The following is a 16,203-nucleotide window of genomic DNA, read 5'->3' on the forward strand; positions in this document are numbered from 1 at the left end:
ATATATATTAAAATTTCCTACATATTTTGCATATAAACGTAGACAATTTAATTGAAATAATGTTATAATGTAAATTAGGGATTAAGTACCTAAGTGTAGCTGCTTTAATGTATAAATTAAGCTGGAAATGGAGGCGTTTTCTAAATACTTGGGTGTAATTCCGCAATTAACATATATTTTAAAAAAAGGAGAAACCATGTATTCAAGAATGGAAAAAAATCACGGACAAAAAGTGCAACGCTTTTCAATCCGTAAGTATAGTTTTGGTGCGGCATCAGTAGCTGTAGCAGCTTACATGATGTTTGGTGGAGCAGCAACTGTTCAGGCTCACGAGCAAGGTACATCAACTACAGTGACTAGCGAAAAGGTTAACTCTGATGCTGGAAATCAAGCAGATTCAAGCAAGCCTGTAGATTCAACTGGAACTGCTACATCAACAGCTGAGCAACCAGCAACACCAGCACCAGCAACACCAGCACCAGCAACACCAGCACCAGCACCAACTACAAAGGCTGACACAAGCAAGTTGGAAGCAGCTGTTGCTCGTATGGAAGCAGCCCTTGGCAAAGCAGTTCTAACTGAAAAGACTGCCTCCGCCATTGAAGCAGCAAAAGCAGAACTAGCAAATGCAAAAGCTTTAGAAGCAAACGAAAAAGCAACACAAGCAGATGTAGATAAAGCTGCTAAAGAATTGAATAACAAAGCTTTCGTTCTTGAAAGTATGCCGAAAGCAAAAGCAGAGAAGAAAGAAGAAAAAGAAAACAAAAACCAAGATTCACGTAATGGAAAAGCGATTCCTGGACAAGGTGAAAGTGGGTTTAGAGATGGATCTGCAGCAGCTAATCCAATTATTCCTGCTACTGAAGGACCAACAAACAACAATAAATTAGGTTCAGGAAACAACCCAGCTGATGGTGTATTTGAAAGTGCAAAAAATCAATTTGGTGATATTGATTTTGCTAATGCTACAGAAAAAAGTAAAGAAGTTAAAAAACAATGGTCAAGATCTACTGCATCTCAAGGTGGGAATACTGAAATTTTAGGTAGTTTAACTTATAACTGGAAAGAAAAAGAAATTACCGCAGCAGAAGCTAACAATAATAATGCCTTGAATGGTTGGAAAATTGAAAGTGGAGAAAAAGTAACTGCAGTTAAACCTGAAGCACCAACTAATGTTTCAGCTGATCGTCCAGCAGGTTTCGATCCTAAACCATCGAAAGTGTATGATTTAGATGGAAAAGTTACTCAAAGAGATAATGAGAATCCAGCTCCAGGAAACCCACTTGGTGTAAATGCTGCTAACCAAAGTTATGCGAATGGTGTGAACTACTCAGGTATGGTAGGAACTCATGATTTACCAAAAGGATATTATCTAGAATTAGGAAAACAAGGTACAAAAATTTCGAAAGAGTACGCAGTAAATGGAAATTCTAGAGTGATGCTAAGTGCTATCACAGGTGGTGCTTATGGTAATGCCGGAACTGCTGGAACAGGTGAAAAAGTAAAAATTACTGTTAAAGACGACAAAGGAAATGTAATTGCTAGCATCAGAGATGACCGTAAGATTGGTGAAAAATTCGAAGAATCACATATTTCTGAACCTGCTGGTGATGGAGGAAATGGTGACGGTTGGGCTGAATACCGTGCGATCTATGAAATTCCAAAAGATGTCACAAAAATTAAAGTTGAAATTGAAGCTTTAAACGATGGTACAGCGATTAACAATTCATATTTAAAAGGAACAAATAGTAAGGTTACAGATGGTTACTTCGTTGGTGCTGTTAACTTGGCAGTTGGTACTGGTGTAGAAATGACTACCAATGTTAAAAGCAACAAGAAGGAAGGTAAGTTCGGAGAAGATAACCTGTATAAATCAAAACAAAAAGGTGAATTTGAATTTACAGTAAACAGTGTTGGTGGAACTCGTCTATACGGATCTGCAGAAACAGAAATCGAAGTTCCTAAAGGGGTAGAGCTTCCAAATAATATTACAAATCCAACAGGATGGGTTTGGTTTGGAGATACACCGGTTGCTCCTAATAATATCCAATGGGATCCAGCAACTAGAAAATTAAGATTAAAATATAATACATCAAAATCTAATAACGGCGACGCTCCATATATCGGTGTAGGTTCTAATGGTGGTAAGAATGATGGAGTGCGTAAATTCAGATTGCCATTTACAACTGCTGATAACTATAAAGGTACAGCTACATTTAAAGTGAAAACATCATTACCAAATGGTTTGCGAGATGGAGAAGATAATAAACTGTTAAATACAGGTGATGTTTCTAATGCTGATGGTAAATATCATCCAGTAGTAAATGGTGTGAGAAACACTGATCAACCAGACTACTACTACAATAAAACGATTTATATTGATACAGTTAAGCCACAAACTCCAACAGTAGAAGCAGTACATACAGACAGTGTTACTGGAGAAAAAACTGATAAAAAACAACCAACAGAATTATTAATTTCTGTACCTGCAGAAAAAGATCCTAACTTAACAGATGAAGCTAGAGAAAAACAAGATATTGCAGCTAACGATAAAAATAATGGAACCACTCGTAATGCTGATACGGAAGTAGACAATATTAAAAAAGCTATTGGTGGCTTAACTTCAATGAAAGTTACTTTACCAAATAGTAAAACACCGATTACATTAACGAAAAAAGAAGACGGTTGGTATAACGGTGAAACAAAAGTAGAAGTACGTGATGGTAAATTAGTTGTACCAGTTCCTGCGGGTACTGATTTAACAGAAGCAAATGAGACAACTAACCCAGATAAACGTATTCAAGTTACAGTCTTGGATAAAGCAGGAAACGAATCAACTCCAGCTTATGGAGATGTTATCAATAATGCTCCAACTGTAGAAACTAAGAAAAAAGATATCTATGTTTATAAAACTCCAGCAGATAAAAAATTAACGGCTGATGAAGTACTTAAAAAATCAGAGGCAACAGCAACTGACTTAGAAGATGATCGTGATGGTGTTGATTCTACTAAACCAACGATTGCTGTAAGTAATGACGGTGGTTTAGATTCAACAAAACCAGGAGATTATACAGTAAGAGTTCAGGCTACCGATAGTGAAGGTAAAAAATCTAATATTGATACTACAACAGTTCACGTATTAGACTTGATTACAGTAGATCCAACAGTAACAGCTGACCCAACAAATCCAAGCACAACAGCTCCAGTATCTCCAAAAACAGCTGATACACCAGTTAAACCAGGAGATGAAAATTATGGTAAATACCCAGCTGGTGTAACACGTGATGACTTAGTTAAAGAAGTGACACGTACGGTTAAATTTATCAATGTTAATGATAAAGATAATCCAAACGCTCAACCTATCGACCCAGAAACGGCTCCAGATAGAGTTCAAAAAGTAACTTACAAACGTACAGCAACTGTAAACCCAGAAACAGGTGAAGTAAAATACTCTGATTGGACTGTTTATGAAGGAGCAGAAATATCAGATGCTTCCGTAGAAGATGGAAAAGGTAAATTCAATGAAGTTACTTCTCCAGTAATTGAAAACTACTTACAAGTAGAGCCTGCTGATAAAACTATCGCAGAAAAAGAAGCTCCAACACCATCTAAAACAGGTGAAGTTACTAATGAAGTAGTAAAAGTTCTTTATAAAGAAATTGGATCATTTACACCTGAGTATCCAGCTGGTAAGAAACCACAAGATGCACCAGATACAATTAAATATCCTAACAATCCAAATGATCCAACAAAACCTGGTGATTTCAGTAAGGTAGTTATTCCTTATGTAGATGGATATGTTCCAAAATATAATGGAGTAGAATTAACACCAGTTGATCCTGCAGATCCATCTAAAGGATACAAAGTTCCAGATAACTTTGACCCAACTGATAAATTCGGTAAAACTCCAATTCAATATGCACCTGGAATTCAAAAAGCAACTGTTAACTTTGTTTCTGTAGATGCAGCTGGTAAAGAAACACCATTAGATGAGAAGTTTAATATTACTGATCTTTCAGGTAAAGCAGGAACACAAATTCCAGAAGATAAAATCCAAGCACGTATTGACGTATTAAAATCAATGGGTTACACTGTTCAAGAAAATCCATTCGATCAAGATCCAACATTTGATTCTGATTCAGATAAAGATCAAAGCTTTACAATTAAGTTAACTCCAAAAGTTTCAACACCAACTCCTGTTTATGTTGTGGAAGGTGATAAACCAACAGCAGAAAAACTAAAAAATGCGGTTACTACAGAAGGAAATGACAAAACTGTAGATGAAACTAAGATTCCTGAAACAAAAGGAAAAGTTGGAGATGATACATTAACTGCACCAGTAACAGTAACATACGGTTCAGGTGATAATAAACGTGAAGAAACTGTTAATGTACCAGTGAAAGTTGTTCAAGGATACCCACAAATCGTACCAGTAGATCCAAAAACTGCTCCAAAAGCAGAAGATAGCATTGACCCATCTGATTATCCAGAAGGTGCGAAATTCACTTATGAAAAAGAACCTGATACATCATCAACTGGAGATAAAGAAGTTAAGGTTATCGTAACAGATAAAGATGGTAACGAATTAGTAAAAGTACCAGCAACAGTACGTGTAGTTGGAGCTTATAGACAGTATGTGCCTGTTGATACTAAACCTGAGACAGTCTTGGCTAAAGATAATATTGATCCAGAAGAGTTTCCAGAAGGAACAACATTTGAGTACAAAGATAAAGATAATAAACCAGTAGATACAAAAACAACAGGAGATAAAGATGTTGTTGTTGTAGCAAAACTTAACGGTGAACCAATTGCAGAAATTCCAGCGAAAGTTACTGTAGTAGGTCCTAAGACTCAATATGTAGTAGCAAATCCTGATAATACTCAACCAACACCAGCGGATAGCCTTGTAGATAAAGATAAGTATGGTTTCCCTGATAAAGCTACTTTCGAATACAAAAAGAAAGTAGATACAACAACACCAGATACAGATGAACAAAAAGATGGAAAAGATGTAACTGTAGTTGTTAAAGATGCTGATGGTGATACAATCGTAGAAGTACCAGCGAAAGTTAAAGTGGTACAAGGAAATCCACAAATTATCCCTGTTGATCAAGGTCAACCACTTGCAGAAAACAGCATTAACAAAGGTGATTATCCAGAAGGTGCTACATTCGAATACGAAAAAGTAGATGGAAAAGATCCGGTTAATATTTCGGAAGCTGGGGATAATCCAGTAACAGTTGTAGTTAAGGACAAAGATGGTAATGTATTAGTTAAAGTACCAACAACAGTGCGTGTCGTAGGTGCTTACAGACAATATGTACCAGTAAATACTGATCCAACTAAAGTGGTGCCTGCAGAAAATATTGTCCCAACTGATTTCCCAGAAGGAACAACATTTGAATATAAAACTCCAGTTGACACATCAAAACCAGGAGATAAAGATGTTGTAGTTGTTGCCAAACTGAAAAATGGTGAAACAATTGCAGAAATTCCAGCAAAAGTTACTGTAGTAGAACCTAAGACTCAGTATGTAGCAGTAGGAAATGAACCAGATGTAAATAAATCTGTAGATCCATCAGTATTCCCTAAAGAAGCAGAAGCAAAACCTGAATATAAAGAAAAAGATATTTCTAAAACACCAGGTGAAAAAGATGTAACTGTAGTTGTTAAAGATAAAGATGGAGATACAATCGTAGAAGTACCTGCGAAAGTTAAAGTGGTACAAGGTAATCCACAAATCATCCCTGTTGATCAAGGTCAACCACTTGCAGAAAATAGCATTAACAAAGGTGATTATCCAGAGGGAGCAACTTTCGAATACGAAAAAGTTGACGGAAAAGATCCGGTAAATATTTCAGAAGCTGGAGATTACTCAGTAAACGTGATCGTTAAGGATAAAGATGGTAATAAACTTGTAACAGTACCAACAACAGTGCGTGTAGTTGATGCATATAGACAATATGTACCAGTAGATACAGATCCTAAGAAAGTAATTCCTGCAGAAAATATTGTCCCAACTGACTTCCCAGACGGAACAACATTTGAGTATAAAACTCCAGTGGATACAACAACACCAGGAGATAAAGATGTTGTTGTTGTAGCAAAACTAAATGGTGAACCAATTGCAGAAATCCCAGCGAAAGTTACTGTAGTAGGACCTAAGACTCAATACGTAGTAGCAAATCCTGAGAATACTCAACCAGATGTGAATAAATCTGTAGATCCATCTGTTTTCCCTAAAGAAGCAAAAGCAAAAGTTGGGTACAAAGAAGATGTTGACACTAAAACACCAGGAATTAAAGATGTAACAGTAGTTGTTAAAGATGAAGATGGAGATTCAATCGTAGAAGTACCTGCGAAAGTTATCGTGGTTCAAGGTAAAGAGCAAGAAGTTACAGTGAATCCAGATAAAGCTCCAGAAGCAAAAGATAATATTAATCCTAAAGACTTCCCAGAAGGGGCAACATTTACATTCAAAGAACAACCTGATACAAAAACACCAGGTAAGAAGAATGTAATTGTAGTTGTTAAGGATAAAGATGGTAATCTATTAGTTGAAGTTCCAGCAGTTGTAAATGTGGTAGAACGTAAAGAAGAGCCACAAACACCAAAAGAAACTGTTACAGCAACACCAATCGTGGTTGAAGTAGGAACACCAATCACTAAAGAAGATGTGAAAGGTCATGTTAAATTACCAAAAGATGCTGAAATTATCGAAGTTGGGGAAATCCCTACAACTGAAACACCAGGAGTGAAACCAAGTGTTAAAGTGAAGGTGAAACTACCAACAGGAGAAATTGTAGTAGTAGACGTCCCAGTAACGGTAATTCCTAAACGCATTCCAGAAACTAATCCATATAATGGAGATGGATATAACGGTGGTGGAAATGGTGGTAACAACTACAGACCAACTCCTACTCCACAAAATGTTCCGTCAAGACCAACTGCTCCTGATCAACCTGTAACTCCTACGGAACCAGGACAGCCAGCAACACCAAATCAAACTCAACCAGCGGCACCAGCTCAAGCAGATGCAACAGTAGCAACTGACACAGCTGCTAAACCAGCAACACCTAAATATGTTGATGGTCAAAAAGAATTGCCTAACACAGGTACAGAAGCTAACGCTAGTCTTGCAGCGCTTGGACTTTTTGGAGCCCTAGGTGGATTTGGACTTCTTTCTCGCAAGAAAAAAGAAGACTAAAAACTCATAGTTTTTAAGAAGATGATTCGTCATCTTCTTTTTTTATTTCGGTGTTTTTACTTGCGTAAAATTTTTTTTTTTAGTATAATAGTTTATTGTGAGCGAACCTCACTTACCCCTTGCAAAGTCTTGGGGTCATTAGACCAAAAGGAGGAACATATCAATGGCTAAATACGAAATTCTTTATATCATTCGTCCAAACATTGAAGAAGAAGCTAAAAACGCTTTGGTAGCACGTTTTGACTCTATTTTGACTGACAACGGTGCAACTGTTGTTGAATCAAAATCTTGGGAAAAACGTCGTCTTGCATACGAAATCCAAGATTTCCGTGAAGGACTTTACCACATCGTTAACGTTGAAGCAAACGACGACGTAGCTCTTAAAGAGTTTGACCGTCTTTCAAAAATCAACGCTGACATTCTTCGTCACATGATCGTCAAAACTGACGCGTAAGAAGGTAAACTATGATTAACAATGTTGTACTTGTAGGGCGTATGACACGTGACGCTGAGTTGCGTTATACCCCATCAAATGTAGCAGTTGCGACTTTTACTCTTGCAGTAAACCGTACATTTAAGAGTCAAAATGGCGAACGTGAGGCTGATTTTATCAATGTCGTTATGTGGCGCCAACAGGCTGAAAACCTTGCTAACTGGGCTAAAAAAGGCTCACTTATCGGGGTGACAGGTCGTATCCAGACTCGTAGTTACGATAACCAGCAAGGACAACGTGTCTACGTGACAGAGGTCGTGGCTGAGAATTTCCAAATGTTGGAAAGCCGTAGTGTGCGTGAGGGTCATACAGGTGGAGCTTACTCTGCACCAACTGCAAACTATTCAGCACCTACAAATTCAGTACCAGACTTTTCACGTGATGAAAATCCATTTGGAGCAACAAATCCATTGGATATTTCAGATGATGATTTACCATTCTAATGGACAACTAAAATTATAAAGGAGAAAAAACATGGCTCAACAACGTCGTGGCGGATTCAAACGCCGTAAAAAAGTTGATTACATCGCAGCAAACAAAATTGAATATGTTGATTACAAAGATACTGAGCTTCTTAGCCGTTTCGTTTCAGAACGTGGGAAAATCCTTCCTCGTCGTGTAACAGGAACTTCAGCTAAAAACCAACGTAAAGTAACAACAGCTATCAAACGCGCTCGCGTAATGGCTTTGATGCCTTTCGTAAACGAAGATTAAAGAAAAGACCCGGTTGGGTCTTTTTTTCACGAGATAGTTTTTTTCTGAACTTGGCGTGCTATAATGGTAATAGAAAGAATACAGGTGGGTAAGTCAAAGATGAATTGCACGATTAGAAATATGATTAAGTCTGATATTGAATCCTTATCTCATGGATTTATGAATCAAGGTTGGCCTGGTAGAGAGGAAATTTTGGCTAGATATTTTCTGGAACAGGAAAGTGGGGAGAGAGAAGTCTTAGTTGCAGAGATTGATGGTGCTGTAGCGGGCTATGTTACCATTTTGCCCTCTGCTAAACATGGTCCTTTTGCAGAAGTCTATCCAGAATTATCAGATTTTAATGTGTTTGAGCCTTTTCGAAATCAAGGGATTGGGAATCAACTGCTAGAAGAAGCAGAAAAACGAGTCAAGTTTGTTTCGAGCCAGGTCACTCTTGGTGTAGGTTTGCACTTAGGCTATGGCCCTGCCCAGAGATTGTATATCAGACGGGGCTACATTCCAGATGGGACAGGTGTCTGGTATCGAAATCAACCCTTGGAAATGAATGCAACTTGCCAAAATAATGATGATTTGGTTCTGTATCTAGTAAAGGAATTCGAATAAGAGACAAGGATTTTATTGGGGAGATGTGGGATTTAGCTACTTTATGGTATAATGGAAAGAGTTAGATTGAAAGAGGTAGTGAGATGGATGCCAAATTAAGATACAAGGCAAAGAAAATCAAGATTGTCTTTTTTGATATTGATGATACATTGAGGAATTCAAAGACAGGTTTTATTCCAGCTTCAATCCCAACTGTTTTTAAGCAATTACGTGAGAAAGGAATTTTGACAGGTATTGCTTCTGGACGAGGGATTTTTGGTGTAGTGCCAGAGATTCGTGATCTCAAGCCTGACTTTTTTGTGACCTTAAATGGAGCTTATATCGAAGATAAAAAAGGTCAGGTTATTTATCAACATCAGATCGAGAAGTCAGATGTTGAGGAGTACATTTCTTGGGCCAAGCAAGAGGGAATTGAGTATGGCTTGGTTGGGAGTCGTGATGCCAAGTTGTCGACTCGCACCGATATGATTAGTGAAGCTATTAATCCAATTTACCCTGATTTAGATGTAGATCCAGATTTTCATGAGAAAGAAGACATCTATCAAATGTGGACTTTTGAAGATAAAGGAGATGACTTGCACTTACCTGATAGTCTCTCAGACAAACTTCGCATGGTTCGTTGGCACCAACATTCGTCTGATATTGTGCCGATTTCAGGCTCCAAAGCGACGGGGGTGGAAAAGGTTGTGGAACACCTTGGCTTGAAACCAGAGAACGTCATGGTTTTTGGAGATGGCCTCAACGACTTGGAACTCTTTGATTATGCAGGAATCAGCGTTGCAATGGGAATTTCTCATGATAACATCAAAGAAAAAGCAGATTATATTACAAAAACATTGGAAGAAGATGGCATTTTTGATGCCTTAGAAGGATTTGGTATGGTAGAAAAAGAATTGCATTTCCCACAAGTAGACATTGAAACAGTAGAAGGTCCTCTTGCGACCATTAAGACCAATCACGGAGACTTGCGTATTAAGCTCTTCCCTGAACATGCTCCTAAAACAGTAGCTAACTTTGTTGCACTTTCAAAAGATGGCTACTATGATGGAGTCATTTTCCATCGTATTATCAAGGACTTTATGATCCAAGGTGGAGACCCAACTGGAACTGGTATGGGTGGCGAGTCAATCTACGGCGAATCATTTGAGGATGAATTCTCTGAAGAACTTTACAATATCCGTGGTGCCCTTTCTATGGCCAATGCTGGTCCAAATACCAACGGTAGCCAGTTCTTTATCGTGCAAAATCAACACCTGCCATATTCTAAGAAAGAAATTGCTCGTGGTGGTTGGCCAGAACCGATTGCAGAAATCTATGCCAACCAAGGTGGAACCCCTCACCTAGACCGCCGTCATACTGTTTTTGGTCAGCTAGCTGATGAAGCTTCTTACGCTGTCTTGGACGCCATTGCTGCTGTTGAGACAGGGGCCATGGACAAGCCAGTTGAAGATGTCGTGATTGAAACAATTGAAATCGAGGACTAAGATGAAAATCGGTGATAAGCTAAAGGGCCGTATTACAGGGATTCAGCCCTACGGTGCCTTTGTTGAGCTAGAAACGGGTGATACGGGGCTGATTCACATTTCAGAGATTCGGACAGGCTTTATTGAAAATATCCAAGAAGCCTTGAAAGTCGATGAAGAGGTTCAAGTGCAAGTAGTGGATTTAGATGAATTTACAGGGAAAGCTAGTCTTTCTATCCGTACTTTGGAGGAAGAAAAGCACCAGTTTCCAAGACGGAGACGCTTTTCAAGCGACCGTTTTAACTATGGCTTTGCTCCTCTCAAACGAATGATGCCAATTTGGACCAAGGAAGCCCTTCAACATTTGAAGAATCAGAAGCACTAGTTAGAAATCTCTATCTTTTGTAATGTTAATATGAATTTGCTATAATAAGACCATGGAAGAAGAACAATTATTAAAATCAGGAGAGCGCATTAACCAGCTCTTTTCGACAGATATCAAAATCATTCAAAATAGAGAGGTCTTTAGCTATTCGGTGGATAGTGTTCTCTTGTCACGTTTTCCACGTTTTCCTAAAAAGGGCTTGATAGTGGATTTTTGCGCTGGAAATGGAGCAGTGGGGCTATTTGCTAGCACTCGGACTCAGGCACAGATTTTGGCTGTTGAGATTCAGGAGCGTTTGGCGGATATGGCTGAACGCTCTGTCCGTTTGAATGGTTTAGAAGAGCAGATGGAGGTCATCTGTGATGATTTGAAAAATATGCCTGCTTACATCCAGGGAAGTAAGGTGGATATGATTTTGTGTAATCCACCCTATTTCAAGGTGGATCCTCATTCTAATCTGAACGAGAGTGAACATTATCTCTTGGCTCGCCACGAAATCACGACCAATTTGCAGGAAATCTGTCGTAGTGCCCAGAGTATTCTCAAATCTAATGGACGCTTGGCCATGGTTCATCGTCCTGATCGACTTTTAGATATCTTGGACAGCTTACAACGGCATAATCTAGCTCCTAAGCGCCTGCAGTTTGTTTATCCAAAAAGAGAAAAGGAAGCCAACATGCTCTTGATTGAGGCTATCAAGGATGGCTCTACAAGTGGTTTTAAGGTCTTACCGCCTTTGATTGTCCACAATGATGATGGTTCCTATACGCCCGAACTTGAAGAGATTTATTATGGATCATAAGGCTTATATGTATGTGCTGGAGTGTCGTGATGGTTCCTATTATACAGGATATACGACTGATGTGAGAAGACGCCTCGATGTCCACAATAGTGGGAAGGGAGCCAAATATACACGAGCCCGTTTGCCGGTCAAACTCATCTATGCTCAAGGTTTTGCTAGCAAGGAAGAAGCCATGTCGGCAGAAGCCCTGCTTAAGCGTAAGAAACGGCCGCAGAAGGAGCAATTTTTATCTGAAAATCAAGATAGAAATTTACTCATACTCAATGAAAATCAAAGATCAAACTAGGAAGCTAGCCGCAGGTTGCTCAAAGCACTGCTTTGAGGTTGTAGATAAGACTGACGAAGTCAGTCACATATAAAATCCAAGGTGAAGCTAACGAGGTTTGAAGAGATTTTCGAAGAGTATCAGTTATTTTGAAGAATCGTGAGGAGTCCTTTGACTCCTCTTACTTTTGTCAAAAAACAAAAAAAATGCTACAATAAAGAGAATAAACAAAATGAGGTATTATCATGTCTAAGATTCTAGTATTTGGTCACCAAAATCCAGACTCAGATGCCATCGGGTCATCTGTAGCCTTTGCCTACCTTGCAAAAGAAGCTTACGGTTTGGATACGGAAGCTGTTGCCCTTGGAACTCCAAATGAAGAAACAGCCTTTGTCTTGAACTATTTTGGTGTGGAAGCACCGCGTGTTATCACTTCTGCTAAAGCTGAAGGCGCAGAGCAAGTTATCCTGACTGACCACAATGAATTTCAACAATCTGTATCAGATATCGCTGAAGTAGAAGTTTATGGTGTTGTAGACCACCACCGTGTGGCTAACTTTGAAACTGCAAGCCCACTCTACATGCGTTTGGAGCCAGTTGGTTCAGCGTCTTCAATCGTTTATCGTATGTTCAAAGAACATGGTGTGGCTGTGCCTAAAGAGATTGCTGGTTTGATGCTTTCAGGTTTGATTTCAGATACCCTTCTTTTGAAATCACCAACAACACACCCAACAGATACAGTCATTGCTCCTGAATTGGCTGAATTGGCTGGTGTTAACTTGGAAGAATATGGTTTAGCTATGTTGAAAGCTGGTACAAACTTGGCAAGCAAATCTGCTGAAGAATTGATTGACATCGATGCTAAGACTTTCGAATTGAACGGAAATAATGTCCGTGTTGCTCAAGTAAACACAGTTGATATCGCTGAAGTTTTGGAACGCCAAGCAGAAATCGAAGCTGCAATTCAAGCTGCTAATACAGCAAACGGCTACTCTGACTTTGTCTTGATGATTACAGATATCGTCAACTCAAACTCAGAAATTCTAGCACTTGGTGCTAACATGGACAAGGTCGAAGCGGCTTTCAACTTCAAACTTGAAAACAATCATGCCTTCCTTGCTGGTGCCGTTTCACGTAAGAAACAAGTGGTACCTCAATTGACTGAAAGCTTTAATGCTTAAGATTTTGGGTGTCAAATCAAATTAGGAAAGGCTAGTTTGTCTTATATCGAAAGGAGTTTCGGCTCCTTTTTTTCTAGGAGTGAAGCATGTTAGAAAATGGCGATTTGATTTTTGTGAGAGATGAGTCAGATATGGGACAGGCCATCCAGACTTCCACAGGCAACTATAACCATGTTGCCATTTATTTGGATGGGATGATTTACCACGCTAGTGGACAGGCTGGTGTTGTCTGTCAAGAACCGGCAGACTTCTTTGAGTCCAATCACTTGTACGACCTCTATGTCTACCCAGAAATGGATATCCAGTCTGTGAAGGAAAAAGCTTGCAAACATCTAGGGGCACCCTACAATGCTTCTTTCTATCCAGATGGAGCTGGTTTTTACTGTTCCCAGTATATAGCAGAAATTCTCCCCATTTTTGAAACTATTCCCATGAAATTTGGGGATGGGGAGCAGGAGATTAGTGATTTTTGGAGAGAGTATTACAGAGAACTAGGTCTGCCTGTTCCTTTGAACCAGCCGGGGACCAATCCTAGTCAGTTGGCAGCATCGCCTCTGTTAGAATGTAAAGAAAGGAATCTTCATGATTCAGATTTTTAATCCATCTCGTTTGACGAGACAGCCATTTTTTGGAGAATTGATCCGCTATCTGGACCAGCATGAGGATGTTATTTTGCGGGAAATCAAGGCTCAATTTCCAGATGTTGCAGTTGATAAACTCATGGAAGAGTATATAAAGGTTGGCTTGATTCGTCGGGAAAATAAGCGTTATTACCTCAATCTTCCCATGTTTGAATCACTTGATAGTCTCGAACTGGATCAAGAGATTTTTGTCAGCGAAGATAGTCTGATCTATCAAGCCTTGTTGGAGCAGACTTTTGAGACGGAATTGCGAAATCAAACCAATGCAGCTATTTTAGTTGAAAAGACGGACTTTGCACGAACAAAAATGACCCTGTCCAATTATTTCTATAAGGTAAAACATCAGTATCCTTTGACAGAAAAACAACAGGAACTTTATGACATTTTAGGAGATGTCAATCCTGAGTATGCTCTCAAATACATGACGACTTTTTTGTTGAAATTTCTTAAAAAAGATCAGCTCATGCAGAAACGCCGTGACATCTTTGTGGACAGTTTAGTTATCCTAGGTTATATTGTCCAAAATGAAGATGGAAAGTATGAGTTGGCTATCGATTTGGATAAGGAAAGATTAATTTTCTACTTGGGCTGATTTCTTGTTTCTGAGCACATTGTTTGACTTTCCTTAGTATTCGGTATAAACTATATGTAACCGGTAACACATATCGGAATAAAATTAAAGGAGACAATCATATGTCACTTGAAAACAAATTGGAACAAGCAACAGGCTCTATCAAAGAAGGATTTGGTAAAGTTACTGGGGATAGCAAGACTGAAGCAGAAGGCGCTGTAGAAAAGACAGTTGCTAAGGCAAAAGAAGTAGTTGAAGATGCTAAAGGTGCTGTAGAAGGTGCCGTTGAAGGTTTGAAAAACGCTTTTAAATAAAAATAGAAAAAATCAAGGGTTTCATTTCCCTTGATTTTTTACTATCTTATAAATAATTTTCTGCGACGGCTGCATCTCCTGGATAGGCTTCTTTCTTGCCTTGGACGATTTGGTAGCAATCGGCTCCCTTACCGGCGATAATAACTGCATCTAATGCTTGATCTGTGATAGCTATCGCTGCCTTGATGGCTTCTTGGCGATCCGCAATTTTTTCAACAGGATGATTGATGTAGCTACTAATTTCATCTGCAATGGCCATTGGGTCTTCATAGTTGGGGTCATCAGCAGTCAAAAAGACTTGAATCTCAGGGTGTTGATTGAGGAGGAGGCCAAAGTCCTTACGACGACTTTCTCCCTTATTTCCTGTCGAACCTAAGACCAGAGCAATCTTTCCTGTTTGATGAGTCTCAACCACATTGATGAGTTTTTGGAGACTGTCACCATTGTGGGCATAGTCGATGAAAACCTTGGCTCCATTTTTCTGAGTGAGGACTTCCATACGACCAGGAACGCGGGTTTCAGCAATTCCTTTTTTGATGTCCTCAAGACTAGCTCCGAGACGGAGACAAGCAAGTCCAGCTGCAACTGCATTTTCTTGATTGAAGTGCCCAATGAGTTGAATATCATAATCTCCAGCGAGTTTACCCGTAGCTGAAAAGCTAAAGGCTTTGGAATTCTCGATTTGGTTGCTCGACTGACTACCGTAGAAATCATGGTCTTGATCTTCTACCTGTTCTTTTAGTACAGAGAAGTGGTCCATGTCACTGTTAATGATAACTGCTCGGCTATTTTCCATCAAGAGACGCTTATGGTAGAAGTAGTCTTCAAAGCTAGGGTGTTCAATCGGGCCGATATGGTCGGGGCTGATATTGAGGAAAACTCCCACATCAAAGGTTAGACCATAGACACGTTTGACCAGATAGGCCTGACTGGATACCTCCATGATGAGGTGAGTACGGTCATTTTGCACAGCTTGATTCATCATGTCAAAGAGGTCAATACTCTCAGGGGTTGTCAATGCAGACTTAAAGAAAGTTTCGCCATCTAGAGTTGTGTTCATAGTTGACAACATAGCAGGTCGATGCCCTTGAGATAAGATGTTATAGGCGAAATAGGCTGCTGTTGTCTTACCCTTGGTTCCAGTAAAGGCAAGGAGTTTGAGTTTGTCCTGTGGATTTCCATAAAATTCCATGGCAATCAAACTCATGGCTTTCTTGATATCACTGACGATAATAGCAGGAATACCAACTTCATAGTCTTCTTCAGCCATATACCAACCGAGGCCTTGAGAGATGGCTGAAAGCAGAAATTCCTTCTTAAAGGAAGCCCCCTTGACGAAAAAGAGGCTCTTCTCTTTGGCCTTGCGGCTGTCATAACAGATGGTATCAAATACGACATGGCTGTAGTTGTAGTGATAGTGTCCTTGGTCGATAATCTCGCGGAAGAGACTATCTTTCTTTAAAATATCTAATACGGTTTCAATCTTAATCATACTTTCTATTGTAAACCGAAAGTCGTAAATTTACAAGTGACAAGGAAAAGTTTATAATGGAAGATGAGGAAT

The 16,203-nt window shown here is 39.3% G+C and carries 14 protein-coding genes; 13 read left to right on the top strand and 1 reads right to left on the bottom strand.

Annotation, left to right across the window (positions count from 1 at the left end; genetic code table 11):
* Nucleotides 1-196: 196 nt before the first annotated feature.
* The 13 genes from D8848_RS09705 to D8848_RS09770 all read left to right on the top strand — a co-directional run bounded on the left by D8848_RS09705 (nt 197) and on the right by D8848_RS09770 (nt 14,639).
* Nucleotides 197-7,207: a Rib/alpha-like domain-containing protein gene (locus D8848_RS09705; RefSeq protein WP_185756885.1), complete on the top strand. Its 7,011-nt coding sequence runs from the start codon at nt 197-199 to the stop codon at nt 7,205-7,207.
* 163 nt (nt 7,208-7,370) lie between these two features.
* Nucleotides 7,371-7,661, top strand: a complete 291-nt coding sequence (gene rpsF / locus D8848_RS09710) for a 30S ribosomal protein S6 (protein ID WP_084923323.1) — start codon at nt 7,371-7,373, stop codon at nt 7,659-7,661.
* Nucleotides 7,662-7,672: 11 nt separating this feature from the next.
* Entirely contained in the window at nt 7,673-8,143 is a 471-nt protein-coding gene (gene ssbA / locus D8848_RS09715; RefSeq protein ID WP_000609606.1) for a single-stranded DNA-binding protein SsbA, read from the top strand.
* A 31-nt stretch (nt 8,144-8,174) separates the two neighbouring features.
* The gene (gene rpsR, locus D8848_RS09720; RefSeq protein WP_000068664.1) at nt 8,175-8,414 is read left to right on the top strand and encodes a 30S ribosomal protein S18; all 240 of its coding nucleotides are present in this window, start codon (nt 8,175-8,177) and stop codon (nt 8,412-8,414) included.
* Nucleotides 8,415-8,513: 99 nt separating this feature from the next.
* Nucleotides 8,514-9,017, top strand: a complete 504-nt coding sequence (locus D8848_RS09725) for a GNAT family N-acetyltransferase (protein ID WP_125443716.1) — start codon at nt 8,514-8,516, stop codon at nt 9,015-9,017.
* 83 nt (nt 9,018-9,100) lie between these two features.
* Nucleotides 9,101-10,501: a bifunctional Cof-type HAD-IIB family hydrolase/peptidylprolyl isomerase gene (locus tag D8848_RS09730; protein WP_125443718.1), complete on the top strand. Its 1,401-nt coding sequence runs from the start codon at nt 9,101-9,103 to the stop codon at nt 10,499-10,501.
* A 1-nt stretch (nt 10,502) separates the two neighbouring features.
* Complete coding sequence (locus D8848_RS09735) at nt 10,503-10,865, top strand: S1 RNA-binding domain-containing protein (protein WP_000689605.1); 363 nt, start codon at nt 10,503-10,505, stop codon at nt 10,863-10,865.
* A 52-nt stretch (nt 10,866-10,917) separates the two neighbouring features.
* Nucleotides 10,918-11,667, top strand: a complete 750-nt coding sequence (locus D8848_RS09740) for a tRNA1(Val) (adenine(37)-N6)-methyltransferase (RefSeq protein ID WP_000390769.1) — start codon at nt 10,918-10,920, stop codon at nt 11,665-11,667.
* Nucleotides 11,657-11,953: a GIY-YIG nuclease family protein gene (locus D8848_RS09745; RefSeq protein ID WP_125443720.1), complete on the top strand. Its 297-nt coding sequence runs from the start codon at nt 11,657-11,659 to the stop codon at nt 11,951-11,953. Before D8848_RS09740 ends, D8848_RS09745 begins: the two co-directional genes overlap by 11 nt.
* Nucleotides 11,954-12,177: 224 nt before the next feature.
* The gene (locus tag D8848_RS09755) at nt 12,178-13,113 is read left to right on the top strand and encodes a manganese-dependent inorganic pyrophosphatase (RefSeq protein ID WP_125443722.1); all 936 of its coding nucleotides are present in this window, start codon (nt 12,178-12,180) and stop codon (nt 13,111-13,113) included.
* Nucleotides 13,114-13,199: 86 nt separating this feature from the next.
* The gene (locus tag D8848_RS09760) at nt 13,200-13,712 is read left to right on the top strand and encodes a YiiX/YebB-like N1pC/P60 family cysteine hydrolase (protein ID WP_125443723.1); all 513 of its coding nucleotides are present in this window, start codon (nt 13,200-13,202) and stop codon (nt 13,710-13,712) included.
* Nucleotides 13,696-14,346, top strand: a complete 651-nt coding sequence (locus D8848_RS09765) for a DUF1803 domain-containing protein (protein ID WP_125393637.1) — start codon at nt 13,696-13,698, stop codon at nt 14,344-14,346. Before D8848_RS09760 ends, D8848_RS09765 begins: the two co-directional genes overlap by 17 nt.
* Nucleotides 14,347-14,447: 101 nt before the next feature.
* Nucleotides 14,448-14,639 carry a CsbD family protein gene (locus D8848_RS09770; RefSeq protein ID WP_125393636.1) on the top strand — a complete coding sequence of 64 codons (192 nt, stop codon included), beginning with the start codon at nt 14,448-14,450 and terminating at the stop codon, nt 14,637-14,639.
* Nucleotides 14,640-14,685: 46 nt separating this feature from the next.
* Here the strand turns inward: D8848_RS09770 and D8848_RS09775 are convergent, their stop codons facing one another.
* On the bottom strand, nt 14,686-16,131 hold the full coding sequence (locus D8848_RS09775; RefSeq protein WP_125443725.1) for a UDP-N-acetylmuramoyl-L-alanyl-D-glutamate--L-lysine ligase: 1,446 nt from the start codon (nt 16,129-16,131) through the stop codon (nt 14,686-14,688).
* Nucleotides 16,132-16,203 lie beyond the last annotated feature (72 nt).

The organism is Streptococcus mitis, from assembly GCF_003942775.1.
GTDB classification, from domain to species: domain Bacteria; phylum Bacillota; class Bacilli; order Lactobacillales; family Streptococcaceae; genus Streptococcus; species Streptococcus mitis_CN.